Source organism: Cupriavidus sp. C2SS-8b (genome assembly GCF_057073745.1).
In genome coordinates this window covers 3,402,410-3,424,704 of the sequence record NZ_CP172716.1, presented here as the reverse complement: position 1 = coordinate 3,424,704, position 22,295 = coordinate 3,402,410, and the positions used below count along the sequence as shown (strand labels likewise).

20 protein-coding genes are annotated in these 22,295 nt (G+C 67.2%); 11 read left to right on the top strand and 9 right to left on the bottom strand.

Annotated features, from left to right (window positions below; translation table 11 throughout):
- Positions 1 to 40 precede the first annotated feature (40 nt).
- From ACIGJB_RS15930 to ACIGJB_RS15895, 8 genes are all read left to right on the top strand, one after another.
- Entirely contained in the window at positions 41 to 484 is a 444-nt protein-coding gene (locus ACIGJB_RS15930) for a MarR family winged helix-turn-helix transcriptional regulator (RefSeq protein WP_483730643.1), read from the top strand.
- A 6-nt stretch (positions 485 to 490) separates the two neighbouring features.
- The gene (locus tag ACIGJB_RS15925) at positions 491 to 1,420 is read left to right on the top strand and encodes a cation diffusion facilitator family transporter (protein ID WP_483730642.1); all 930 of its coding nucleotides are present in this window, start codon (positions 491 to 493) and stop codon (positions 1,418 to 1,420) included.
- Between the two features lie 575 nt (positions 1,421 to 1,995).
- The gene (locus ACIGJB_RS15920) at positions 1,996 to 3,912 is read left to right on the top strand and encodes a TonB-dependent receptor plug domain-containing protein (RefSeq protein WP_483730641.1); all 1,917 of its coding nucleotides are present in this window, start codon (positions 1,996 to 1,998) and stop codon (positions 3,910 to 3,912) included.
- Between the two features lie 45 nt (positions 3,913 to 3,957).
- A complete protein-coding gene (locus ACIGJB_RS15915) occupies positions 3,958 to 5,289 on the top strand; it encodes an HmuY family protein (RefSeq protein ID WP_483730640.1) in 1,332 nt (443 codons plus the stop codon).
- Between the two features lie 97 nt (positions 5,290 to 5,386).
- A complete protein-coding gene (locus ACIGJB_RS15910) occupies positions 5,387 to 6,421 on the top strand; it encodes a hemin-degrading factor (RefSeq protein ID WP_483730639.1) in 1,035 nt (344 codons plus the stop codon).
- Between the two features lie 20 nt (positions 6,422 to 6,441).
- Positions 6,442 to 7,308 (top strand): heme/hemin ABC transporter substrate-binding protein, encoded by an 867-nt coding sequence (locus tag ACIGJB_RS15905; protein ID WP_483730638.1) that lies wholly within the window; start codon positions 6,442 to 6,444, stop codon positions 7,306 to 7,308.
- A gap of 133 nt (positions 7,309 to 7,441) precedes the next feature.
- The gene (locus tag ACIGJB_RS15900; RefSeq protein WP_483732353.1) at positions 7,442 to 8,389 is read left to right on the top strand and encodes a FecCD family ABC transporter permease; all 948 of its coding nucleotides are present in this window, start codon (positions 7,442 to 7,444) and stop codon (positions 8,387 to 8,389) included.
- Position 8,390: 1 nt separating this feature from the next.
- A complete protein-coding gene (locus tag ACIGJB_RS15895) occupies positions 8,391 to 9,170 on the top strand; it encodes a heme ABC transporter ATP-binding protein (RefSeq protein WP_483730637.1) in 780 nt (259 codons plus the stop codon).
- A gap of 34 nt (positions 9,171 to 9,204) precedes the next feature.
- On the opposite strand, the gene ACIGJB_RS15890 is transcribed toward ACIGJB_RS15895, so the two are convergent.
- The 3 genes from ACIGJB_RS15890 to ACIGJB_RS15880 form a co-directional block, all read right to left on the bottom strand.
- Entirely contained in the window at positions 9,205 to 9,831 is a 627-nt protein-coding gene (locus ACIGJB_RS15890; RefSeq protein ID WP_483730636.1) for a DNA-3-methyladenine glycosylase I, read from the bottom strand.
- A 133-nt stretch (positions 9,832 to 9,964) separates the two neighbouring features.
- On the bottom strand, positions 9,965 to 10,960 hold the full coding sequence (locus tag ACIGJB_RS15885) for a hypothetical protein (protein ID WP_483730635.1): 996 nt from the start codon (positions 10,958 to 10,960) through the stop codon (positions 9,965 to 9,967).
- Positions 10,961 to 11,119: 159 nt separating this feature from the next.
- Complete coding sequence (locus tag ACIGJB_RS15880) at positions 11,120 to 11,434, bottom strand: hypothetical protein (protein ID WP_483730634.1); 315 nt, start codon at positions 11,432 to 11,434, stop codon at positions 11,120 to 11,122.
- Between the two features lie 265 nt (positions 11,435 to 11,699).
- Here ACIGJB_RS15880 and ACIGJB_RS15875 point away from each other — a divergent pair, with 265 nt between their 5' ends.
- Entirely contained in the window at positions 11,700 to 12,587 is an 888-nt protein-coding gene (locus ACIGJB_RS15875; RefSeq protein ID WP_483730633.1) for a DODA-type extradiol aromatic ring-opening family dioxygenase, read from the top strand.
- A 24-nt stretch (positions 12,588 to 12,611) separates the two neighbouring features.
- Here the strand turns inward: ACIGJB_RS15875 and ACIGJB_RS15870 are convergent, their stop codons facing one another.
- From ACIGJB_RS15870 to ACIGJB_RS15855, 4 genes are all read right to left on the bottom strand, one after another.
- Entirely contained in the window at positions 12,612 to 12,755 is a 144-nt protein-coding gene (locus ACIGJB_RS15870) for a hypothetical protein (RefSeq protein ID WP_483730632.1), read from the bottom strand.
- Between the two features lie 106 nt (positions 12,756 to 12,861).
- Complete coding sequence (locus ACIGJB_RS15865; RefSeq protein ID WP_483730631.1) at positions 12,862 to 14,139, bottom strand: MFS transporter; 1,278 nt, start codon at positions 14,137 to 14,139, stop codon at positions 12,862 to 12,864.
- Between the two features lie 76 nt (positions 14,140 to 14,215).
- A complete protein-coding gene (locus tag ACIGJB_RS15860; RefSeq protein ID WP_483730630.1) occupies positions 14,216 to 14,626 on the bottom strand; it encodes a VOC family protein in 411 nt (136 codons plus the stop codon).
- Positions 14,627 to 14,646: 20 nt separating this feature from the next.
- Positions 14,647 to 14,997 carry a GFA family protein gene (locus tag ACIGJB_RS15855; protein WP_483730629.1) on the bottom strand — a complete coding sequence of 117 codons (351 nt, stop codon included), beginning with the start codon at positions 14,995 to 14,997 and terminating at the stop codon, positions 14,647 to 14,649.
- A 158-nt stretch (positions 14,998 to 15,155) separates the two neighbouring features.
- Here ACIGJB_RS15855 and ACIGJB_RS15850 point away from each other — a divergent pair, with 158 nt between their 5' ends.
- Positions 15,156 to 15,767, top strand: a complete 612-nt coding sequence (locus tag ACIGJB_RS15850) for an HD domain-containing protein (protein ID WP_483730628.1) — start codon at positions 15,156 to 15,158, stop codon at positions 15,765 to 15,767.
- Between the two features lie 59 nt (positions 15,768 to 15,826).
- Here the strand turns inward: ACIGJB_RS15850 and ACIGJB_RS15845 are convergent, their stop codons facing one another.
- Positions 15,827 to 19,420, bottom strand: coding sequence for an indolepyruvate ferredoxin oxidoreductase family protein (locus tag ACIGJB_RS15845; protein WP_483730627.1), 3,594 nt, complete (start codon positions 19,418 to 19,420; stop codon positions 15,827 to 15,829).
- A 345-nt stretch (positions 19,421 to 19,765) separates the two neighbouring features.
- Between ACIGJB_RS15845 and ACIGJB_RS15840 the strand changes: the two genes are divergently transcribed.
- Positions 19,766 to 21,034: an NYN domain-containing protein gene (locus tag ACIGJB_RS15840; protein WP_483730626.1), complete on the top strand. Its 1,269-nt coding sequence runs from the start codon at positions 19,766 to 19,768 to the stop codon at positions 21,032 to 21,034.
- 37 nt (positions 21,035 to 21,071) lie between these two features.
- Here the strand turns inward: ACIGJB_RS15840 and gspF are convergent, their stop codons facing one another.
- Complete coding sequence (gspF, locus tag ACIGJB_RS15835; RefSeq protein WP_483730625.1) at positions 21,072 to 22,289, bottom strand: type II secretion system inner membrane protein GspF; 1,218 nt, start codon at positions 22,287 to 22,289, stop codon at positions 21,072 to 21,074.
- Positions 22,290 to 22,295 lie beyond the last annotated feature (6 nt).

Genomic DNA, 22,295 nt, shown 5'->3' with positions numbered 1-22,295 from the left:
GGCCCGTTCACTGTCATGGTTCTTCGGCTATAGTCGCGCGATGGAATCGGAATCGGAAAAACGCCTTGGCTTCCTGGTCACCGACGTGGGCCGCCTGTGCGGCAAGCGCTTCGACGACCTGGCGAAGTCCACGCTGGACCTTACGCGCGCGCAATGCCGCGCGCTCGCCTACCTGGCCCACCACGGCGAGATCAACCAGGCCAGCCTGGCCGACATTCTCGAGGTAGCGCCGATTTCGGCGGGGCGGCTGCTCGACCGCATGGAGGAGGGTGGCTGGATCCTGCGCCGGCCCAACCCGGACGACCGCCGCGAGCGTCTCGTGCAGATGACCGGCAAGGCCCGCAAGGCGCTGGACCGGGCGCGGCGCGTCGGCGACGAGATCGCCGGCGAAGCCATGCGCGGCTTCACGCCGCAAGAGCAAGAACAACTGATCACCCTGCTGCAGCGCGTGCGCGCCAACCTGGTCGCCGCGGTGGAGCGCTGAACCATCATGCCCCTTCAGGATCCTTCCGTGCGCCGCGCAGCGGACGCACACGCCGATTACCTTGCCGGCCGGCGCAGCACGCTGGTCAGTGTCGCGGTCAATATCGGGCTAAGCCTGGCCCAGGCCGTGGCCGGGCTGTGGGCGGGCTCGCAGGCGCTCCTTGCCGATGCGCTGCACTCGCTGTCTGACCTGTTGTCGGACTTCGTCGTCCTGCTGGCCGGCCACCACGGCCGCAAGGGCCCGGACTCCGATCACCAGTACGGCCACCGGCGCTACGAAACCGCCGCCTCGCTGGTACTGGGCTGCCTGCTGCTGGCGGTCGGGCTGGGCATGCTGTGGTCGGCGGTCGGCAAGATCCAGCATCCGCAGGGTGCCCAGGCGGTCAAGCCGATCGCGCTATGGGTGGCCGCGGTCGCGCTGCTGTCCAAGGAGCTGCTGTTCCGCTACATGCTGGCCGTGGCCAAGCGGGTGCGCTCGGGCATGCTGGTGGCCAATGCCTGGCACGCGCGCTCGGATGCCGCGTCCTCGCTGGTGGTGGCGCTGGGCATCGGCGGCAACCTGCTCGGCTACCACGTGCTCGATCCGGTGGCCGCCGTCGTGGTGGGCCTGATGGTGGCGCGCATGGGCGCGAAGTTCGGCTGGGACGCGCTCAATGACCTGATGGACCGCGCCGCCGATGCCGAAACCGTCGAGGCGATCCGGCACACCATCCTCGAAACGCCGGGCGTGCTGGGCGTCCATGACCTGCGCACGCGCAAGATGGGCGACCAGATACTCGTCGACGTGCATCTGGAAATCGATGCCAACCTCACGGTAGCCCAAGGCCATGCCATCGCGGCCGAAGCGCATCGGCGCACCGTGGTCAGCCACGGCGTGCTGAACGTCATGACCCATGTCGATCCGGTATACACCTCCGCGCCCCGAGCGCCCCACTGAGCGCCCTGTGGATATCTACGCCCCGGCCTGGGGATAACTGCACGGGAAAGCTGTGCTCCGCCTGGGGGCGCGCTGTGAGCCGTATACGGACAAAACGGGCGCCGTTTTTGCCGACGTATACGGAAGGTTCCGGATATCCCGGTGCAGCGGCCATCGCTCCATAGGGTTGTCTTTATTGCAACCTCTTGATCCACAAAGAAAAAGAGCGGTTATCCACACCCAGGCGTGACGTTTACCTACTACTACTATCTACGTATACGTAAACAGTATTAAAGACAGCAGTCAGATCATTCCTGTCAGCGACGAGTCAGGTTTACGGATCCTGCCTAAACGCGGCGTATACCGTGCCGCGCCCCTCCTTTCCAAGCGTCGCTCCCTAGAGCTTGCCGCGCAGCACCGCGAGAAGCCGTGGTGGTATGTGAACTCCACAGCTTATTGTAGATGAGAATGTTAACCATTATCATTTGCATCTAGTCGAAACGTATACCTCCGCTGTGCGCTCAAATCGTTGCTCTCGCCACCATCGGCCCCTCGCTATCGCCATCGCATTGCTTTGCCCATGGTTGGCACCAGCCGTGGCCGAGGCAGCCGACGCGGATGCCCTGCCGACCGTCGTGGTCACCGGCACCCGTTCGGAGAAGACGCTCGATGAAACGCCGGTGCGCACCGAGGTGGTCGACGGCAAGGAGATCGCGCGAACCCATGCCCGCACGCTCAAGGACGCGCTCGAAAACGTGCCCGGCCTCCAGTTGCGCGAGATCCATGGCAAGTCCGGCTACGAAGTCACGCTGCAGGGCATGACCAGCGACCAGGTGCTGATCCTGATCGACGGGCTGCCGGTCAGCGCCAGCACCGGCTCGACGGTGGATGTATCGCAATACCTGCTGACCGAAGTCGATCGCGTCGAGGTGGTCAAGGGTGCGAGTTCGGCCCAGTACGGCAGTTCGGCGATGGGCGGCGTGATCAACGTCATCACCCGCCCGATCGCGCGCGGCTTCGCGGGGGCGGTGTCAGCCGACGCGGGCTCCTACGGCGCGCAGAACGCCGATGGCAGTCCCGGACAGCTGCACGGCAATGTCCGGGTCGAAGGCGGCGGAGAAACCTGGCGCGCGCGCGTGAGCGCCGATGCGCTCGACAACAAGGGCTTTGCGGTGGATCCCGATGGCTGGACGCGCCACGGCGATGCCGTGCGCCGCGAGCAATATGCCGGCCGCCTCGAGTGGCTGCCCTCTGCCGCCGGCAAGTTCTGGATCGATGCCAGCGCCTATCGCGAGAACGACGAGCAGCGCTACCAGTACTACGCGCCACCGTTCTACGTGCCGCAGCGCAAGACCGAGGACATCTCGCGCAACCGCTTCACCGGCGGCGGCAAATGGCGCTTCGACAACGGCCTGACCGCTCGTCTTGCCGGCGTGACCGAAGACTACGACAGCACCACGCACGAGTACTCGAACAACTTCCAGACCGCCACGCGCAACGCTTCAATGCGCACCGACCACGTCTCGCTGCAGCTCGATCTGCCGGCGCGGAAATCCCAGCTGTGGCAGGTCGGCGGCGACTTCCACCACGAAACCCTCAGCCAGACGGCCAACGGCACCTCCGAACTGCTCGGCAACGCGGTGCGCACCGCCAGCGAGCTCTATGTGCAGGACGACATCATTCTCAGCGATACCTGGGAGATCGTGGCCGGGCTGCGCGGCCAGCATGACTCCGATTTCGGCAGCCATTTCGCGCCCAAGGTCGGCGTGCGCGCGAACCTGCTGGCGAGCGAAGACTGGAAGGGCGTGGCGCGTGCCAACTTCGGCCAAGGCTATCGCGTGCCAAACCTGAAGGAACGCCATTTCCTGTTCGATCACAGCTCGCTCGGCTACATGGTGCTCGGCAACCCGAACCTGAAGCCGGAGTCGTCCAACAGCTTCCAGTTGGGCGGCACGCTGAGCTGGCGCGACCGCGTGACGGTCGACACCAACCTGTTCTACAACCGCGTCACGGACCTGATCCAGACCGACATGAGCAACTTCGCCGTGGTCAACGGTGTGGCGCTCTACACCTACCGCAACGTCGCGCGGGCGCGCACGCAAGGCATCGAGACCTCGGTGCGCTGGCAGGCAACCAGCCGGATCGGCCTGAACGCCGCCTACACCTATACCGATACCGAAGACCTCGACAACGGCACCGAACTCACCCGCCGCCCGCGCAGCATGGCGCGCCTGGGGCTGGACTGGCGCGTGTTCTCCCGCACCGGCCTTTCCGTGCGTGGCCGCTTCCAGAGCAGCGAACTGGTGGATTCCACCACGGGCGCGCGCTCGCCGGGCTGGTCGACGCTCGATCTCGTACTGAACCAGAAGATCGGCCGCGGCGTGACGGCGTTCATTGGCGTCAACAACTTGTTCGACCGCCAGCGCGACTTTTCAAATGCCAGCGACTTTGGCCCCGTGGCAGGCCGCTTCGTCTATCTCGGCGCGCGCTTCAACACCGACGGCACTTTTTGATTCATCGGGGAACACAAAGGGAAATCACAGGAGAGGGAATTTGCAATGAATCGCATCTCGACATCTACGCTGGTCGCCATCGCGACAGCACTGGTACTGGTCGCGTGCGGCGGTGGCGGCGATGACGCCGGCACGAGCGCAGGCAGCACCAGCGGCAATTCCGGCAATTCCGATAGCTCCGGTTCGGACAATAGCGGAAACAGCGGCAACACCGGTGGCACGACCAATGGCTTCACGCAGTCCGCCAAGTGGACCTTCGCCATGCCCGCCAGCGGCAGCGCCATCTGCTACGACTTCAACGCGAAGGCCGAAGTCGCCGACTGCTCGGGCAATGCCTGGGACCTGAAGGTCAAGGGCAGCGGCATGACCGCGACGCTGTGGACCAACAGCGGCACCAGCGGCACCGGCGCGGGCGGCGCATTCGGCGGCCCGTTCGACCACACCTGGGCCGAACTGCGGACCTGGCAGAACGCCACGACCGATCCGAAGAGTGGCGCCATTCCGAGCACGCTGTTCTTCAAGGACGCGGCCAGCGGCGTGTTCTCGGGCACCAACGATATCGCCTCGGCCGTATTCGAGTACGGCGTGGGCGGAGCCAACGACCACTTGCTGTACCCGAACTTCCGCACCATCCTGATCACCACCGACAGCACCAGGCCCGATCCGGTCGGCACCTCCGTTTCGCCGGTCTTCGCGCTGCAGGTCACGGGCTACTACGGCGGCCCGAGTGGCACCACATCGGGCAATCCGTCATTCCGCTGGGTAGACCGCAGCGACGTGAGCCAGACCGTGCGCACCGCCCAGGTCAGCGCAGCCAGCGACTGGGTCTACTACGACCTGCAAGCCGGCGCCGTGACGACCGCCTCGGGCAACTGGCACATCGCGTTCAACCGCTACACCTTCAAGCTCAACGGTGGCGAATCGGGCAGCGGCAAGGTCGCCGGCTATGTCGGCAAGACGCCGGCCGGCTTCTACGATGCCGACAAGAAGCCGGTGCCCGCAAAGTTCACGGACTCGTCGAACCTGGCCGCTACCTTGTCCGACCTGACCTCGGCGAGCCTCGATGTGCCCGCGACCGCCAGCGCGTGGGTGAAGGACACCACCGCATCGTCGCTGAATCCGAAGCAGACCGGCAGCTACCCTGACCCGCTGAACTTCGGCTGGTACACGTATTACCCGACTGCCACCGCAGCCGCGTCGGCCGGATTGCCCGCGGTGGCCCACGTGATCAAGGCCAATGCAGACGGCGCCAGCCTGCTGCGCGGCGGCGAGGGCAATACCTACGCCCGCTTCCACCTGACGCAGATCGCGTACGCGGACCCGAACAACGCTTCCAGCAAGCAGACCTGGACCTTCGAGTTCGACGTCCAGCCCTGACGCGACACCACGACGACGGGGGCGATGCGCCGCGGCCCTGCGGGGCCGCGCAGCCCTCGCTGCCTTCTCACGAACGCTATTCGCAACACTTATCCACATGGAATACGACAGCATCGAATCCCTGCGCGCCCGTCACCAACAACTGGTCGATGATTCGCCCAGGCTGCGCATCCGCGAACGCGCGCTGCACCTTGGCGTGCCCGAAGCCGCGCTAGTTGCCGCCGGGTGCGGCGTGACTTCGCTGGAACTGGCCGGCCCCGCGCAGCCGCTGTTCCGCGAACTGGGAACGCTCGGCCGCGTCATGGCGTTGTCGCGCAATGACTCGGCTGTGCATGAACGCCACGGTACCTACCTCGACATCCGGGCCGGCGGCCCGGTCGGCATCGTGCTCGGTCCCGATATCGACCTGCGCATGTTCTTCGCGAGTTGGAAGTACTTCTACGCGGTGACCGAGAACGGCCGCCGGAGCCTCCAGTTCTTCGACCAGCGCGGCGAGGCCGTGCACAAGGTGTATCGCACCGAACAGACCGACGGTGCCGCGTGGGATGCGCTGGTGGCGCGCTTTGCCGCGGCCAGCCAGACCCCGGTCGTGGCCGAGCCGCTGGCGCGGACCGAAGAGGCCGATGCGCCCGGCGACGCCACCGCGCTGCGCGCGCACTGGCGCGGGCTCACCGACACGCACGACTTCTTCGGCATGCTGCGCCAGTTCAAGGTGTCGCGCCTTGGCGCGCTGAGCGCGGTCGGTCAGGACCTGGCGCAAAAGGTTGCCAACGATACCGTCGAAATCATGCTGATGCGCGCCGCCGAGACAGCGCTGCCGATCATGTGCTTCGTGGCCAACCCGGGCATCGTGCAGATCCACACCGGTCCGGTCAGCAACCTGGTGCGCACCGGCCCGTGGTTCAACGTGCTCGATGAAACCTTCAACCTGCACCTGAACACCGACGCCGTGGTGTCGTCGTGGGTCGTCAACAAGCCGACCAGCGATGGCTGGGTGACTTCGCTCGAACTCTATGGCGCGGACGGCGAGCTGATCGTGCAATTTTTTGGCGATCGCAAGCCGGGCAAGCCGGAGCTGCCGGCATGGCGCCAGCTGCTGCAATCGCTGTGCGGGCAGCCGCTGGCGGCTTAACGGTTCGGGGAGGAAAAATCATGGACCATCCGCGCAGAAGGCGAGCGCTGAAGTCGCTGGGCACGCTGCTGGGCGCGTTGCCCGTGCTGGTGCTAGCCCGGCCAGGCATGGCGCCCGCACGCGTCGTGGGGCTGGGCGGCCCCGTTACGGAGATCGTCTATGCGCTCGATGCAGGCACAAGCCTGGTGGGCGCCGATTCTTCGAGCGTCTATCCGCCCGCGGCGCTGAAGCTGCCGCGGGTCGGATACTACCGCGCCTTCTCGGTCGAAGGCGTGGCGAGTCTCAAGCCCAGCCTGGTGCTGGCGTCGGACCAGAGCGGCCCACCGCAGGCGCTGGAGCAACTTGGCAAGCTCGGCGCGAAAGTCGTGGTGGTGCCGTCCGACCCCACGCTCGATGCGCTCGACCAGCGCATTCGCGCGGTGGCGGCCTCGCTCGATATCGCCCCGCGCGGCGAAGCGCTGGTTGAGCGCATCCATGCGCAGTTGCGCGACGTCCATCCGGCCGGGCGCGGCCAGCGCGTGCTGCTGGTGAGCAGCCATACTGGCAAGCTGCTCGCGGCCGGCGGCGATACCGCGGGCTCGGCCATGGTCCGGCTCGTCGGCGCCGACAACGTGCTGGCTTCGCAGAGCGGCTACAAGCCGTTCTCGTCGGAGGCGGCAGCCGCGCTGCGGCCGGACGTGATCATCACCACGACGCTGTCGGTCAACGCGAGCGGCGGCCTCGATGCCTTCCTGGCGCAGGGCGGCCTGAACATGACGCCGGCAGCGCGCGCCAAACGCGTGGTGGTGATGGACGACCTGCTGCTGCTCGGCTTCGGCCCGCGCTTGCCCGAGGCGCTGCGCCAGCTTTCGGCAGGCCTTGCCGCCAACGGTTCGCCGGCGCGCTGAGACCGAGATCCCTGCTTTTCTTCGACGCCCCCATCCGACAGGTTCACGCGTGAGTTCCGTCCGTTCCCTGATGTTCCGCCTGCACGGCTGGCGGCGGCCATCGCCGGCCTACGTCTTCGTGGCGCTGTGCGCACTGCTGGCCATCACCGCGCTCGGTGCCGCCGCGAGTGGCGCGATGTCGATCCCGCGCACGCAGATCCTGCGAGTCCTGTTGTCTCCCGATGCCGATGGCGAGGCTGCGATCTGGCGCAGCGTGCTGCTGGAGGTGCGACTGCCGCGCATCGTGCTGGCGATGACGGCCGGCGCGGCGCTGGCGTTGTCCGGCGCGGTGATGCAGGCGCTGTTCCGCAACCCGCTGGCGGAGCCCGGCCTGATTGGCATTTCGCTCGGGGGCGCGGCCGGGGCCGTGGCGGCCATCGTGCTGGGCGCCGAAGGGCTGGTCGCGATTGCGCCGGCGGCCTTCGCCGGCAGCCTGGCTGCTACCGCGCTCGCGTACCGGCTCGGCAGCCGGCGCGCCGGCATGGCCAACCTGCTGCTGGCCGGCGTGGCCATCAATGCGATCTGCGCCAGCGTGGTCGGCTTCTTCACCTACCAGGCCAGCGACGTGCAACTGCGCAACCTGACCTTCTGGAACATGGGCAGCCTGGCCGGCGCGAGCTGGGACATGCTCGCGTGGCTGGTGCCGCTGGTGATCGTGCTCGGCGCGCTGCTGCTGCGCGACTGGCGCGCGATGAACGCGCTGCTGCTGGGCGAGCGCGAGGCCCTGCATCTTGGCTTCGACCTCGTGCGCATGCGCCGTCGCCTCGTGGTGCTGACCGCGCTGCTGGTGGGCCCGGTGGTGGCGGTGACAGGAACCATCGGCTTTGTCGGGTTGGTGGTGCCCCACCTGATCCGGCTGCCATTGGGCGCCGACCATCGTTGGCTGCTGCCGAATGCGCTGGGCGGCGGCGCCATGGCGCTGACGCTGGCCGACTGGCTCGCGCGCGTCGCGGTCATTCCGGCCGAGCTGCCCATCGGCATTGTCACGAGCCTGGTGGGCGGCCCGTTCCTGTTGTGGATGCTGTCGCGAAAGGGAGGCTGAGATGCTGTCTTCCCGTGGACTGGTCTGCCACCGCGGCACGCGCCGCGTGCTCGACGGCATCGACCTGGACCTGCACGCCGGCGAAGTGCTGGGCGTGCTCGGCGCGAACGGCGCCGGCAAGACCACCTTGCTGGCGACGCTGGCCGGCGAGATGGACGCGAGCGGCGGCACCGTCACGCTCGACCACCGGCCGCTGCGCGAATGGAAACCCGCATGGCTCGCGCGCCGCCGCGCGGTGTTGCCACAGTCGGCCACGCTCAGCTTCGACCTGTCGGTGCGCGAAGTCGTGGCGATGGGCGCTTATCCATTTCCGGAGCTGAGCCCGGTCGAAGCGTTCGTGCTGATGGCGCGCGCCTTGCGGCTTGCCGATGCCGGCGCGCTCGGCACGCGCCGCTACATGGACTTGTCAGGCGGTGAGCGGCAGCGCGTGCAGTTCGCACGGGCGCTGTTGCAGGTACTCGCCGCGCGCGCGCCGGGCCAGTATCGCGCGCTCTTTCTCGACGAGCCGACTTCCAGCCTCGATCCGCGCCACCAGCTCCTGCTGCTGCAGGCCGTGCGGGCGTTGAGCCGCGAGGAAGGCCTGGCGGTGCTGGTCGTGCTGCATGACGTCAACCTTGCGGCGCGGTGGTGCGACCGCCTGCTGCTGCTTTCGAACGGACGAGCGGTCGCGCACGGCGTGCCGGCGCAGGCGCTGACGCCGCAGACCCTGGAACGCGTCTATGCGCTGCCCGCGCAGGTGTCGGCGGGCGATATCCCGGCGGTGACGTTCAATCTGCCCTGAACGCGCGCCGGGCAGGTCGCTGCGCAGGGGTCGGTCAGCGCGGGACCTTGAATGCCTTGCGCGCATGAAGCGCTTCGGCCCGCGCCCAGCAGCCGTCCTGGTGGTCGTTGACCAGCCCCATCGCCTGCATCAGCGCGTACATCGTGGTCGGCCCGACAAAGCGCCAGCCGCGCCGCTTCAGGTCCTTGGACAGCGCCGCCGACTCCGGCGAGGTCGCCATGGTGCGCAGGACTTCCGGCGTCAGTACCCTGGGCCGGCTGGCCGGGTCGGGCTCGTAGCGCCAGAAGTAGGCCGCCAGCGACGATTCCGTTTCGAGCAGTTCCGCCGCCCGCTGCGCATTGTTGATGGCGGCTTCGATCTTGCCGCGGTGGCGCACGATGCCGGCATCGCCGAGCAGGCGCTGGATATCGCGCTCGCCAAAGCGGGCGACCTTCTCGATATCGAAATTGGCGAATGCCTTGCGGAAGGACTCGCGCTTGCGCAGGATGGTCAGCCAGCTCAGGCCGGCCTGGAAGCCCTCCAGGCAGAGCTTCTCGAACAGCCGGCGATCATCGTCGACCGGATAGCCCCATTCGTTGTCGTGGTAGTGGCAGTAGTCTTCCAGCGTGCCGCACCAGCCGCAGCGCACGCGTTCCGCGGCGGCTTCCTGTTTGCTTGTCATGCGTGCCTTTCCATGGCCCGGGGTTCGTCATCTGGCGGCCGCTTGCGCGGTGCCGGCATCAGCCGGTGATCATGCACCGGGCCGACCGTTTGCGGAAGGCCGGAATCGGACATGCGGATCGCCGCGGTGATGTTCAGAAGCTCGCAGCAAGCCCGAGCGAAACGCCCGATACGTTATTGCCGAACACATACCGCACCACCGCGCGGATCCGCGTGACGAAGACCTCATGGGCACTGGTGTCGAGTTCCAGTCCGGTGCCCAGCGTGGTCAGGTAATTGAAGCCGAGCACGCCGGCCTGGCTGCCGAGGTAGTGCGAATGCGACAGCTCCAGTACGTAGCGGACTGGGCGGTCCAGCGCGCGCAGGCCGGTCGGCGCACGCCAGCGGGCGTACAGGTTGGCGGTCTGCGCGGTCGCCGTGCCCGTCACGCCGGGGGATGAGCCACCGAAGCTCTGCAGGTGGATATTGGTGTAGCGCAGTTCCAGGTCGATCTCGTGGGTATTGCGGTAGTGCTCCCAGTCGAGCATGACGGAGCCGCCGAGGCCGTAGGCGTTCAGGGAACCGTGCTCGAGGAAATTGATGCTCGCGTCGGTGTTCCGCTCGATCACAAGTTCGCCCACGCGGAGGTCGCTGGAGACGTTGCCGAGCGAGGCATTGAAGATCGGCCGGAACACCAGTTCCTTGTTCTCGGTCAGCGGGAAGTCCCAGCCGACGCCGATGGTCCCGGAAAACGTGTTCCACCGGACCGGCAGCGGACGCGATTCGGCGCCCCGGGTGGCGACGAAGGTCGGGTCGTAGCGGCTGTAGGCGATCGCCCCTTCCAGGTAGAGCGGGAACGACTTGCTCCAGGTGAAACCGCCGCCGAGCTGCCACATGAAGACGCCGGGATTGTCGGTGGTTGCGTTGTTGATCGACAAGGAGCTGGAAGCCAGGTCCGGCACGACCGAGTACGACATCAGCGTGAGCACGCCGTTGGCATGCTTCTGCACATTGGTGCCGATGATCTGGAAGCCGTTCGAACCCTGGGCCTGTGCCCGTGCCTGCCCCGGCATCAGCGAGAGCGAACCCGATAGGGCCAGGCAGGCCGGCAGGGCCGCCGCGGCCCTGCGAATTTGCTGGAATGCGGACATTCGAGTTGCCGGGTAGGGTTCCGAATCCGGCGCCGTGCTGCGCGCGCCTCACCGGTGGAGCATTCTAGCTAGGGATGATGCCTGCTGTATGAGGTCTGGTGCGCCTGCACGAATCTTTTCAGATCACCCGTTGCAAGGTTTCACATGGACACTGCGCGGCTATCCCGCAGGGCGGCGGCGCGGCGGACTGGATGCCGGGTCCGGCTCGGCCGGCGGCGGCAGCGCGGCGCGCCTGCGCGTGAACCACAGCAGCGCGGCGCTGGCCAGCCACCCGGCGACGAATACCGTGTCTCCGGCATGGTTGATCCAGTAGGACGCGCCGGGCGTGCCGAAGACGGCATACAGAACGGTGGCCGGCATCCGCGCGGCAATCCATAGCGCGACAGCCGGCGCGCTGGCATAGGCGCCGGGCCGCCACCAAAGGGCGGGAATCGGTGCGGGCCGCCTGTGGCGGCGCGGAATGCGCTGGACCACGAAGATCTCCCTCTCGCGGGGTGCTGGCTGGCGGCGTGCGTCGTGCCGCGCGCCGGATGAGCCGGAACAGGCTCCTCGCAGGCATCGTATGCCTTCTCCCTGGCCCTCGGGGCACAGGGACGATGCGCTGTGTGGGACACCCCACGATCGCTGACGCACTTCCATTCAAGTTTTTTGCACGAAGTGTCCGCAAATGCGATCCGCCGGGCCGCCCCTTCTTTGTCAAACTGATTTCATTCCACGAAAGGCTTTGAAGGTGAGTGCCATGCTTCCCTCGATCTACGTCTCCCACGGTTCGCCCATGCTGGCGATCGACCCGGGCCCGACCGGGGCCATTTTCGACACGCTCGGCGCCAGCCTGCGCGCGCAGCGGCCGCGCGCGGTGCTGGTGATCTCGGCGCACTGGATCTACAGCACGCTGGCGGTCAGCACGCGTGAACGGCAGGAGGCGTGGCATGACTTCGGCGGCTTTCCGCGCGAACTGTACGCGCTGCGCTATGACGCCCCGGGCTCGCCCGAGTTGGCTGCGCGCGTCAAGGCGCTGGTCGAAGCCGCGCACATCCCGGGCGCGGGCTTTGTCGGCTTTGACGACGAGCGCCCGCTGGACCACGGCGCCTGGATGCCGATGCGCCACTTTGTCCCCGATGCCGACATCCCGGTGGTGCAACTGGCGCTGAACCCGTACCTGTCGCCTGCCGTGCAGATCGAGATCGGCCGCGCGCTGGCGCCGCTGCGCGACGAAGGCGTGCTGGTGCTCGCCTCGGGCAGCTTCACGCACAACCTGCAGGAAGTGTTCGGCGGTGGCCGGCGCGCCCAGCACGGCCCCGCGACGGAGCCGTATGTCGATGCCTTCCGCGGCTGGATGCTCGACGCGCTCGACGAGGCGCTGGCGACCGGTGATACCAGCCGCATCGCCGATTACCGTGCCCAGGCGCCGCACGCGCGCCGCGCGCATCCGACCGACGAGCATTTGCTGCCCTTCTACGTGGCGCTCGGTGCCGCGCTGGGCACGCGCGAGGCCGGCACGGCACAAGCGCCTGCGGATGTGGCGCGCGTCGCGGATGAAGTGACGTACGGCGTGCTGGCCATGGACACCTTCGTGTTCAGCGGCCAGGGCGCCGGTGCGCAGCCACCCGTGCGCGCCGCCGCCTGAGTTCTAGCGCTTGCGCGCAGGCAGCTAGCGCCGCGCCGAGCGGGCGCCTGCCAGTGCGATCCACCCCATGGTCAGCGCCATCGTGCCCCGGGTGGCGTGGGCCACGCGCGGGGGCGATGCGGCGGGAACGGTGGACGGCGGCGATACGCCGGGACTTGACTCGGACATGGCGGGAACTGCGTGGCGCGTGCACAAGGCGCGGCCTTTGGCAAAGGGGCCATTGTCCCGCATTGCCGTGATGGCCGTGTGAAAGGGGAAAGCTCGAAAACCCGCGTCAGTCCATCACACGCAGCAGGCCGCGCCGGTGCAGTGCAAACGCAAACGAAATCAGGGCTGCCAGCCCCAGCGCCACCATGGCCCACAGCATCAGCCAGTAGCCCCCGGCGGCGCGCCAGAGCAGGGCGCCCAGCCACGGCGAGGCGGCCTGCATCAGCAGCACAGGCGTCATCATCAGGCCGTTAAGGGTGGCGTAGTGATGGCGCGAGATCAGTTCCGGCATGGCCATGGCGCGCAGCATGGTGTTGACGCCATTGGCGCAGCCATAGAGGACTGCCGCAACCATCAGCCAGGCACCGTGCCCGAGCGCCATGCACAGCAGGCCGGTCGTCATCAGCGTGTAGACCGGCACGGACAGCCGCACCGGGTGTCGCACCGAAGCGCGCATCATCAGCAGGCGGCCCACCACCTGCGCCGGGCCGATCAGCGCGGCGACCGCGAGCTGCTGGCCCAGTGTCAGGCCTTTTTCGGTCAGCATCGGGATCAGGTGCGCGCCGAGCAGCGAGGCCACCATGATCGTTGCCGTGAAGGCCAGCACGACCGCCCAGAACACCGGCTGGCGCAGCGTCGCGCGCGCGATGCCCTTGCCGGCGGCATCGCCCGCAGGCAATGGCGAGGCCGGCTGCACGGCCGCGTAGCTGGCGTGCAGCGTGTAGCGCAGGCGCGCATGCAGCGGCGCGCAGACCAGCAGGTTGAGCGCGGCAAAGCCCGCCAGCGTCGGCCGCCAGCCGATCAGCAGCACCAGCCACTGCGCCAGCGGCACGAAGATCGTGCTGGCAAAGCCGGCCATCAGCGTGACCGTGACGATCGGCTTCTGGTAGCCGTCTCCGTACGCCTGGCGCAGCACCACGAAGGCGGGTTCGTAGAGCGTCGTGGCCATGGCCAGGCCCAGCGGCACCCACATCAGCAGGAACATCGTGGGAGAGGGCGACCACGCCCACAGCAGGAGCCCGGCCGCCCCCAGCAGCGAGCCGGCGCCCATCACGCGATTCGCCGGCATGCGATCCAGCAGCCGGCCCACGGCAAACGAGCATAGCGCCCACACCAGCAGGCCGAGCGAATAGCCGCCGGCCAGGAAGGGCTTGGAATAGCCCAGCGCGCGCGTCATGGGCTCGATGAAGACTGTGAAGGCGAAGTACAGCGTGCCCCACGAGATGGTCTCGGTCAGTCCAAGCATCCAGACCAGCCGGCGTGGCGGCGTGGCTGGCGTGGCTGTGTTGGCGGGAACGGAAGGCGGGGCGGAGTCCGCGTCGGGCGTGGCGTCGGTTCGGATCATGGCGCGCCCGGCGCATGGGGAACTGGCGGCGGGCTAAGCGGAAATTGTAGCGACCACCGGCGCGCCGTGGTGACGCTCAGGCACTTTCGGCCGGGCCTTTGAGTTCGACCACGTTGCCATCCGGATCCTTCAGGTACAGCGACGGCCCTTTGCCTTCGGCGCCGAAGCGCTGCTCCACCGCACCGGTCTCCACGCCGTGGCGTGCCAGCGCGGCACGGATGGCGTCGGCATCGAACGGGTCGATGCGCAGGCAGAAATGGTCAAGGTTGCGGCCCTCCGCGCCGGGGCCCGAGCCGCCGGCGCGGCCAAGCGGGCCGTCGAGCGAGACCAGGTCGATCAGTCCGCTGCCCGCGCGCAACTGCGTCAGGCCGAACGCGGGCTGCTCGCGTTCCACGCTGCAGCCGAGCACATCGACGTAGAAACGCCGCAGCCGGTCCACGTCGGCGGTGCGCAGCACCAGGTGGTCGATACCGAGGATGCGAAACATGTCAGCTCCCGGTCCGGCGTTCAGTGGTGCAGGCCGTCGTAGTCGATGACCTTCAGCGCGTCCAGATCGACGTTGTCGAGGCAGCGCACATTGACCGCCGCCATCGGCTTGCCGTCCTTGTCCTGCCCATCCGCATATGGCCCGCAGCCGCATACCGCGCAGAAGCGGTGCGCGATCTTCATGGTGTTGAAGCGGTAGGTCGACGCGTTCTCCTCGGGTGTCGTCAGCTTGAACTCCAGGCGCGGCACGAACCACAGCAGGTGCCCGCGCCGGCGGCAGATCGAACAGTTGCAGCGGATCACGCTGGGAATGTTGTCGGCCTCCACCTCGAAGGCGATGGCACCGCAATGACAGCTGCCGTGGAAAGTCATGTCGTCTCCTCCTTGTTCGACCGGTTTAGCCTGACGGATGATGCATCGCATCAATCCGCGCATTGTTCAGTCTTTGACAGTGTAGTCGCGCGGCCAGTGCCACAATGCCCTGCACCGCATCCATCACGACAGGCAACCCCGCCGCCAAGGAGACCAGCATGAGCGACACCCATGTGCCCGCGCACGCCACTTTCAGCCACATGGAGCACGGCACCCGTGAAGACTGGGCCGCCATCTCCGCCGAATTCATGCCGTTCGCCAAGGCCTTGCCCGACCGCGTGCTCGCGCACCTGCGCCTGCTCGAAGGCGATTGCGGCGGCTTTCCCGTGGACCGGCTCACGCACTCGCTGCAGACCGCCACGCTCGCGCACCGCGATGGCCGCGATGAGGAATACGTGGTGTGCGCGCTGCTGCATGACATCGGCGACACGCTCGGGAGCTACAACCACCCCGATATCGCCGCCGCCATCCTCAAGCCCTTCGTCAGCGCGGAGAACCTGTGGATGGTCGAGAAGCATGGTGTGTTCCAGGGCTACTACTTCTTCCATCACCTGGGGCTGGACCGCAACCTGCGCGAGCAATTCCGCGACCAGCAAGAACTGTTCGAGCGTACCGCGGAGTTTTGCCAGAAATATGACGCGGCCGCGTTCATGACGGATTACGACACGCTGCCGCTCTCGTTCTTCGAGCCGATGGTGCGGCGCGTGCTCTCCAACCCGCGCAACTCGATGTATGTGAAGCCGGGGGAGAAGGAGTTGGCGCGGGCGTAAGCGTGAGCCGACCGATTGTTTTCCCTCTCCCCTCAGCGGGAGAGGGGAGCAAACAAAGATCACGCCACGCGCTGCGCCGTCTCCGGATGGCGGAACTGCTCCAGCAGCTTTGCCCAGCGCACACGCACTGCCTTCAGGTCGTTCTCCTTCACATGGCCAAAGCCGCGGATATCATCCGGCAGGTTGGCCAGTGCCACGGCGGTGTCATAGTTGGCCGCATTCAGGCCAGCGGTCAGCTCATCCAGCAACGCACGGTATTCGCCAATCAGCGCGCGTTCCGTACGGCGCTCCTCGGTCTTGCCGAAGATGTCGAGCATGCCGCCACGCAGTCCCTTCATCTTGGCGAGCACACGGAACAGCGACATCGTCGACGGCCCGAACTTGCGCTTGACCAGGTGGCCCTTGTCGTCGCGCTTGGCGGTGGTCGGCGGCGCTAGCCAGAAATTGAGCTGGTAGTCCTTGCCCGGCTCGCCTTCGAACTGCGCGCGCAGCTTGTCGAGGAAGCTCGGGTCGGTGTACAAGCGCGCGACCTCATACTCGTCTTTGTAGGCCATCAGCTTCGCCAGGTTGCGTGCGGCCGCTTCGGTAAGCGGCAGCGGCTTGCCGCCGCCCGCCAGCGCGCTTTCGGCCGCGCGCACGCGGTCGATGGCTTCGCGGTAGTTGCGTGCATAGGCCGCATCCTGATAGGCGGTCAGGTGCTCGACGCGGCGGGCGATCAGCTTCTCCAGCAGCGCGCCGGAGGACGTCGGCAGCTTCACTACTTCCGCGCCCTCAGCCGATACCTTCAGCTTGCCGGTCAGCGACAGCACGTGCTCCGGGTCATGCGCCATGTGGCGGCCCCAGTCGAATGCGGCCTTGTTCTTTTCCACGGCCACGCCGTTGAGTTCGATCGCACGTTCCAGCGCCTGCAGCGTCAGCGGGATCCAGCCCTTCTGCCAGGCATAGCCCAGCACCAGCGGGTTGGTATAGATGGCATCGCCGAGCAGCGCCACGGCCAAAGCGCTCGCGTTGATGAAGTCGCACTGCGCGCCGACCGCGTTGCGGATGTCCTGCTCGGCCGACAGCCCCGGGAATTGCCACTTCGGGTTCTTGATGAACTCGGCGGTCGGCGTCTGCGACGTGTTGACCACCGCGCGGGTGCGGCCCTGCTGCGTCTTCGAGATGACTTCGTCGTTAGCCGAGACGATCGCATCGCAGCCGATGACCAGGTCCGCCTCGCCCATCGCGATGCGCGTCGCATGCAGGTCTTCCGGCCGCGCCGCGAGCTGCACATGCGACAGTACGGCGCCGCCTTTCTGCGCCAGCCCCGCCATGTCGAGCACAGTGACGCCCTTGTTCTCAAGGTGCGCGGCCATGCCGAGCAGGCCGCCGATGGTCACCACGCCGGTGCCGCCCACGCCCGTCACCAGAATGCCGTAAGCGCGGCGAATCTCAGGCAGCGCAGGCTCAGGCAGCGCGGGCAGGCTGTCCATCGCCACGCCATGCTGCTCGGGCTTGCGCACCTGCGCGCCTTCGGCCGTCACAAAGCTCGGGCAGAAGCCGTTCACGCACGAGAAATCCTTGTTGCACGACGACTGGTTGATCTGCCTCTTGGTGCCGAACTCGGTCTCCAGCGGTTCCACCGACAAGCAGTTCGACTTGACCGAGCAGTCACCGCAGCCTTCGCACACCGCGTCGTTGATGAAGGCGCGGCGCGGCGGGTCTTCCATCGTGCCGCGCTTGCGGCGGCGCCGCTTCTCGGTGGCGCAGGTCTGGTCATAGATCAGGATCGTGCAGCCCGGCACCTCGCGCAGTTCGCGCTGGACCGTATCGAGCTGGTCGCGGTGGTAGACCGTGACGCCGTCCGGCAGCTTGATCGCCGCGTTGTACTTCTCCGGCTGGTCCGTGACGATGACGACCTTCTTCGCGCCTTCGCTGTGGACCTGCCACGCGATGTCCTGCACCGAGAGCTGGCCATCGAGCGGCTGGCCGCCGGTCATGGCCACCGCGTCGTTGTACAGGAGCTTGTAGGTGATGTTGACCCCGGCCGAGATCGATGCGCGGATGGCCAGCAGCCCCGAGTGCATGTAGGTCCCGTCGCCGAGATTGGCGAACACATGCTTGTCGCCCGCAAACGGCGCCTGGCCGATCCACGCCACGCCTTCGCCGCCCATCTGGCTGAAGGTGCTGGTATTGCGGTCCATCCACACCGTCATGTAGTGGCAGCCGATGCCGGCCAGCGCGCGCGAGCCCTCGGGCACGTTGGTCGAGGTATTGTGCGGGCAGCCCGAGCAGAACCACGGCTTGCGCTCGGCCGTCACGCGCGGCGTGGCCAGCGCCTTTTCCTTGGCCTCGATGATCGCCAGCCGCGCGGCGATGCGCGCGCGCACGTCCACGGGCAGGTCGAATTTCTCCAGCCGCGTGGCGATGGCCTTGGCGATGATGGCGGGCGACAGCTCGTAATGCGCCGGCAGCAGCCAGTTGTTCTGCGGGATCGACCATTCGCCGCCCGCGTTGTCCTTCTCGTCGAACTTGCCGTAGACCTTGGGGCGCACGTCGTCGCGCCAGTTGTACAGCTCTTCCTTGAGCGCGTACTCCATGATCTGGCGCTTCTCTTCGACCACCAGGATTTCCTGCAGGCCTTCGGCAAACGCGCGCGCGCCATGCGCTTCGAGCGGCCAGACGCAGCCGACCTTGTACAGCCGGATGCCGATCTGCGCGCACATGGCATCGTCCAGCCCGAGGTCGGCCAGCGCCTGGCGCGTATCCAGGTAGGCCTTGCCGCCGGTCATGATGCCGAAGCGCGCGTGCGGCGAATCGATTTCGATGCGGTCGATCTTGTTGGCGCGCACATAGGCCAGGCCGGCGTACCACTTGTAGTCGAGCAGCCGCGCTTCCTGCTCCAGCGGCGGATCGGGCCAGCGGATATTGAGGCCGCCCGGCGGCAACGCGAAATCGTCAGGCAGCACGATCTGCACGCGGTGTGGATCGAGTTCGACCGACGCGGATGACTCGACCACGTCGGTGACGCACTTCATCGCCACCCATAGTCCCGAGTAGCGGCTCATGGCCCAGCCATGCAGGCCATAGTCCAGATACTCCTGCACGTTCGACGGATACAGCACCGGCAGGCCGCAGGCCTTGAAGATGTGCTCCGACTGGTGCGCCAGCGTCGACGACTTGGCCGAATGGTCGTCGCCCGCCAGCACCAGCACGCCGCCATGGCGCGACGAGCCCGCGGAGTTGGCGTGCTTGAACACGTCGCCGGTGCGGTCCACACCCGGCCCCTTGCCGTACCACATGCCGAACACGCCATCGAACTTCGCATCCGGGTACATATTGACCTGCTGCGAGCCCCATACCGACGTGGCGGCAAGGTCCTCGTTCAGGCCGGCCTGGAACACGATGTTGTGCGCGGCGAGATGCTTCTTCGCTTTCCACAGCGACTGGTCCAGCGCACCCAGCGGCGACCCGCGATAGCCGGAGATAAAGCCGGCCGTATTCAGGCCGGCGGCGTGGTCGCGTTCCTGCTGCAGCATCGGCAGGCGTACCAGCGCCTGCGTGCCGCTGATGTAGATGCGGCCACGCTCCAGCGTGTATTTGTCGTCGAGGGAAACGTTGGCGAGCGCGCGGCGGATGGCGTCGCTGACCGGCGTGGTCAGGGGGGCATTCATAGGTGCTCCTCTATGGGGTGTGTGGTCGGGATCACCGACTCCTACATGCGTGGGGCAACCGACCTGAGGCTCTTGTGGAGGGTTCGGCAGGTTGTATCTCTGCGGGGCATGGTAGCACCGCTGAAATTGCCGGGGCACCTTGCAACGCAGCATAATCCGCACCGTGGCGGCCCGTGGTTTCCCGTATGGACAGGGCTTCGCGTGTACACTGCGATGCATCCAACGCGGCGCCCGCATGCACGACGATGTGGCTCAAGGCGCCCCTGCGACGGACCGGCACGCGCCGGCCCGGTGCAACCTCCACCCGGCAGCATGGCCGGGAATCTCCTCCGAGCAGGACAGAACATGACCAACTCCCCCCGCCAGGGCACCGCGACCCTGGCCGTACTGATCGACGCCGACAACGCGGCGCCCGCCATCATCGAAGGCCTGCTGGCCGAAGTCGCCAAATTCGGCGTCGCCGCCGTCAAGCGCATCTACGGCGACTGGACCAAGCCCAACCTGTCGGGCTGGAAGGATTGCCTGCTGTCGCATTCGATCCAGCCGATCCAGCAGTTCCGCTACACGGTCGGCAAGAACGCCACCGACAGCGCGATGATCATCGACGCCATGGACCTGCTGTACACCGAACGCTTCGACGGCTTCTGCCTGGTGTCGAGCGACAGCGACTTCACGCGCCTGGCTTCGCGCATCCGCGAGCAGGGGCTGACGGTCTATGGCTTTGGCGAACGCAAGACGCCCAAGCCATTCGTGACGGCATGCGACCGGTTCATCTATTCCGACGTGCTGCGCGCCGAAACCGAGGTGGACGAGGCGGTCCCGCCGCCGCGCCGCCGCAGCACCGGCGAACTGCGCCAGGATTCGCGCCTGGTGCGGCTGCTGCAGAGCGCGTCGCAGGCGGTGTCGGATGAGGACGGCTGGTCGACGCTCGGCGGCATGGGCAACCACATCGCCAAGCAGGCGCCGGAGTTCGACTCGCGCAACTACGGCTACGGCAAGCTATCGGAACTGGTGGTCGCCACGGGCCTGTTCGAGGTCGAGACGCGCAACGGCGGCAACAACAAGACCATCTGGGTGCGGTTGAAGAAGCGCGGCAAGGGTGGCCAGGACGGCGATGGCCGCGCTGTTGCGGGCCAGCGTCAGCCGGAGAAGCAGCAAGGCCAGCCTCAGCAGCAGCCGCAGCAATCCCAGCCTGCGCCGCGGCCGGACCATCGTCGGCCGGTCGCTCAGGCGGAAGTCGCGTCGGTCCCGGTTTCCGTGCCCGAACCGGAACCTGCGGTAGCGGCTGTTGAAGCGGCACCCGTTGTTCCGGAGGCCGTACCTGAACCTGCGCCTACGCCGGTTGCAGAACCTCAGGCTCCGGTCGTCGCGGATATCGTTCAGGAGGAACCGGCTGCTCCGGCCAAGAAGACCCGCAAGCGGGCGCCGCGCCGGCCTGACGTCAGCCTCAGCGAGACGCCCTGGCCGATCGAACAATCCGTTTTCGCCGCACCCGGAGATACGGTCTTGACCGCGCAGGTGCAGGAAGCGTTTGAAGGGTTTGCCGAAGCACCGGCGGTGGTCGAACAAGAAGCCAAGCCTGCAAGGAAGCCACGCAGGAAGGCGAAGGCCTGAACGTCGAGGCGTCGTGCCCGGCGTGCCGGGGCACGACTCATCTGACCAGCTGGTTGATCTCGATAATCGGCATCAGCACTGCCAGCACGATCAGCAGCACCACAACCCCCATCGTCAGGATCAGCAGCGGCTCGAGCAGGCTGGTCAGAAACAGCGTGCGCCGCTCCAGCTCCTGGGCTTCGCCTTGCGCGGCACGGTCGAGCATCGTCGGCAGGTTGCCGGTGGCCTCGCCGGAGCGGATCAGGTGCACCAGCACGGGCGGGAACTGGTTCTGCGCGGCCAGCGCCCGCGCCAGAGATGCCCCTTCCCGCACCCGCGTGTTCGCATCCTCCACATTGGCCCGCAGCGCCTCGTTGGTCAGTGTTTCGCCCGCGGCCTGCAGGCTGCGCAGGATCGGCACGCCGGCCGATACCAGGATCGCCAGCGTGCCGGCGAAGCGCGCGGTGTTGTAGCCGCGGATCAGCTTGCCGAGCAGCGGCGCGGTCAGCAGCCACCGGTGCCATTCCAGCCGCACTGCCGGCTGCTTCAGCAGGCTGCGCACGATTGCCGCGACGATGCCGATCACGATCAGCGCCGCCCACCACCAGTTCCGCACGAAATCCGACAGTGCCAGCATGATGATCGTCAGCGTCGGCAGCTTCTGCTTGGTGTTGGCGAACACGCTGACCACCTGCGGCACCACATACGACAGCAGGAAGATGACGATGGCGAACGCCACCACCGTGACGATGGCCGGGTACGTGAACGCCAGCCGGATCTTCGACGTCAGCGCATTGCGCGATTCGATGTAGCCGGCCAGCCGCTCCAGCACCAGCCCAAGGTGGCCCGAATGCTCGCCGGCGGAAACCAGCGCGCGGTAGATGTCCGGGAAATCGCGCGGATGCTGGGCCAGCGCCACCGACAGCGCGCTGCCGCCCATCACCTCGGCGCGGATGCCGGCCAGCAGTTCGTGCACGTATGGGCGCTCAGCCTGGTCAGCCAGTGCGCCGAGCGCTTCATCCAGCGGCAGGCCCGAGACGATCAGGCTGGCCAGCTGGCGCGTGAACAGCGCCTGTTCCTGCGTGGACAGCCGGCGCGTGAACAGCTGCGTGCCGCTGCGCGGCGCATGCCCGGCGCCGGCGAGCGGGTCGACCGTCAGCGGCGTCAGCCCACGCGCGCGCAGTTGCGTGCGCGCCTGCCGCGGGCTGTCGGCCTCGATCACGCCGCGGTCGGTCTTGCCCCGGGCGTCGGCGGCTTCATAGCGGAATGCGGGCATGGCGGC

Coding starts and splice junctions, on each gene's coding strand:
- ACIGJB_RS15905 (WP_483730638.1), top strand. CDS start 6,442: ATGGACCATCCGCGCAGAAGGCGAGCGCTGAAGTCGCTGGGCACGCTG.
- ACIGJB_RS15870 (WP_483730632.1), bottom strand. CDS start 12,755: ATGTCCGAGTCAAGTCCCGGCGTATCGCCGCCGTCCACCGTTCCCGCC.
- ACIGJB_RS15885 (WP_483730635.1), bottom strand. CDS start 10,960: ATGTCCGCATTCCAGCAAATTCGCAGGGCCGCGGCGGCCCTGCCGGCC.
- ACIGJB_RS15925 (WP_483730642.1), top strand. CDS start 491: ATGCCCCTTCAGGATCCTTCCGTGCGCCGCGCAGCGGACGCACACGCC.
- ACIGJB_RS15845 (WP_483730627.1), bottom strand. CDS start 19,420: ATGAATGCCCCCCTGACCACGCCGGTCAGCGACGCCATCCGCCGCGCG.
- ACIGJB_RS15860 (WP_483730630.1), bottom strand. CDS start 14,626: ATGTTTCGCATCCTCGGTATCGACCACCTGGTGCTGCGCACCGCCGAC.
- ACIGJB_RS15930 (WP_483730643.1), top strand. CDS start 41: ATGGAATCGGAATCGGAAAAACGCCTTGGCTTCCTGGTCACCGACGTG.
- ACIGJB_RS15850 (WP_483730628.1), top strand. CDS start 15,156: ATGAGCGACACCCATGTGCCCGCGCACGCCACTTTCAGCCACATGGAG.
- ACIGJB_RS15855 (WP_483730629.1), bottom strand. CDS start 14,997: ATGACTTTCCACGGCAGCTGTCATTGCGGTGCCATCGCCTTCGAGGTG.
- ACIGJB_RS15895 (WP_483730637.1), top strand. CDS start 8,391: ATGCTGTCTTCCCGTGGACTGGTCTGCCACCGCGGCACGCGCCGCGTG.
- ACIGJB_RS15840 (WP_483730626.1), top strand. CDS start 19,766: ATGACCAACTCCCCCCGCCAGGGCACCGCGACCCTGGCCGTACTGATC.
- ACIGJB_RS15915 (WP_483730640.1), top strand. CDS start 3,958: ATGAATCGCATCTCGACATCTACGCTGGTCGCCATCGCGACAGCACTG.
- gspF (WP_483730625.1), bottom strand. CDS start 22,289: ATGCCCGCATTCCGCTATGAAGCCGCCGACGCCCGGGGCAAGACCGAC.
- ACIGJB_RS15865 (WP_483730631.1), bottom strand. CDS start 14,139: ATGATCCGAACCGACGCCACGCCCGACGCGGACTCCGCCCCGCCTTCC.
- ACIGJB_RS15910 (WP_483730639.1), top strand. CDS start 5,387: ATGGAATACGACAGCATCGAATCCCTGCGCGCCCGTCACCAACAACTG.
- ACIGJB_RS15875 (WP_483730633.1), top strand. CDS start 11,700: ATGCTTCCCTCGATCTACGTCTCCCACGGTTCGCCCATGCTGGCGATC.
- ACIGJB_RS15890 (WP_483730636.1), bottom strand. CDS start 9,831: ATGACAAGCAAACAGGAAGCCGCCGCGGAACGCGTGCGCTGCGGCTGG.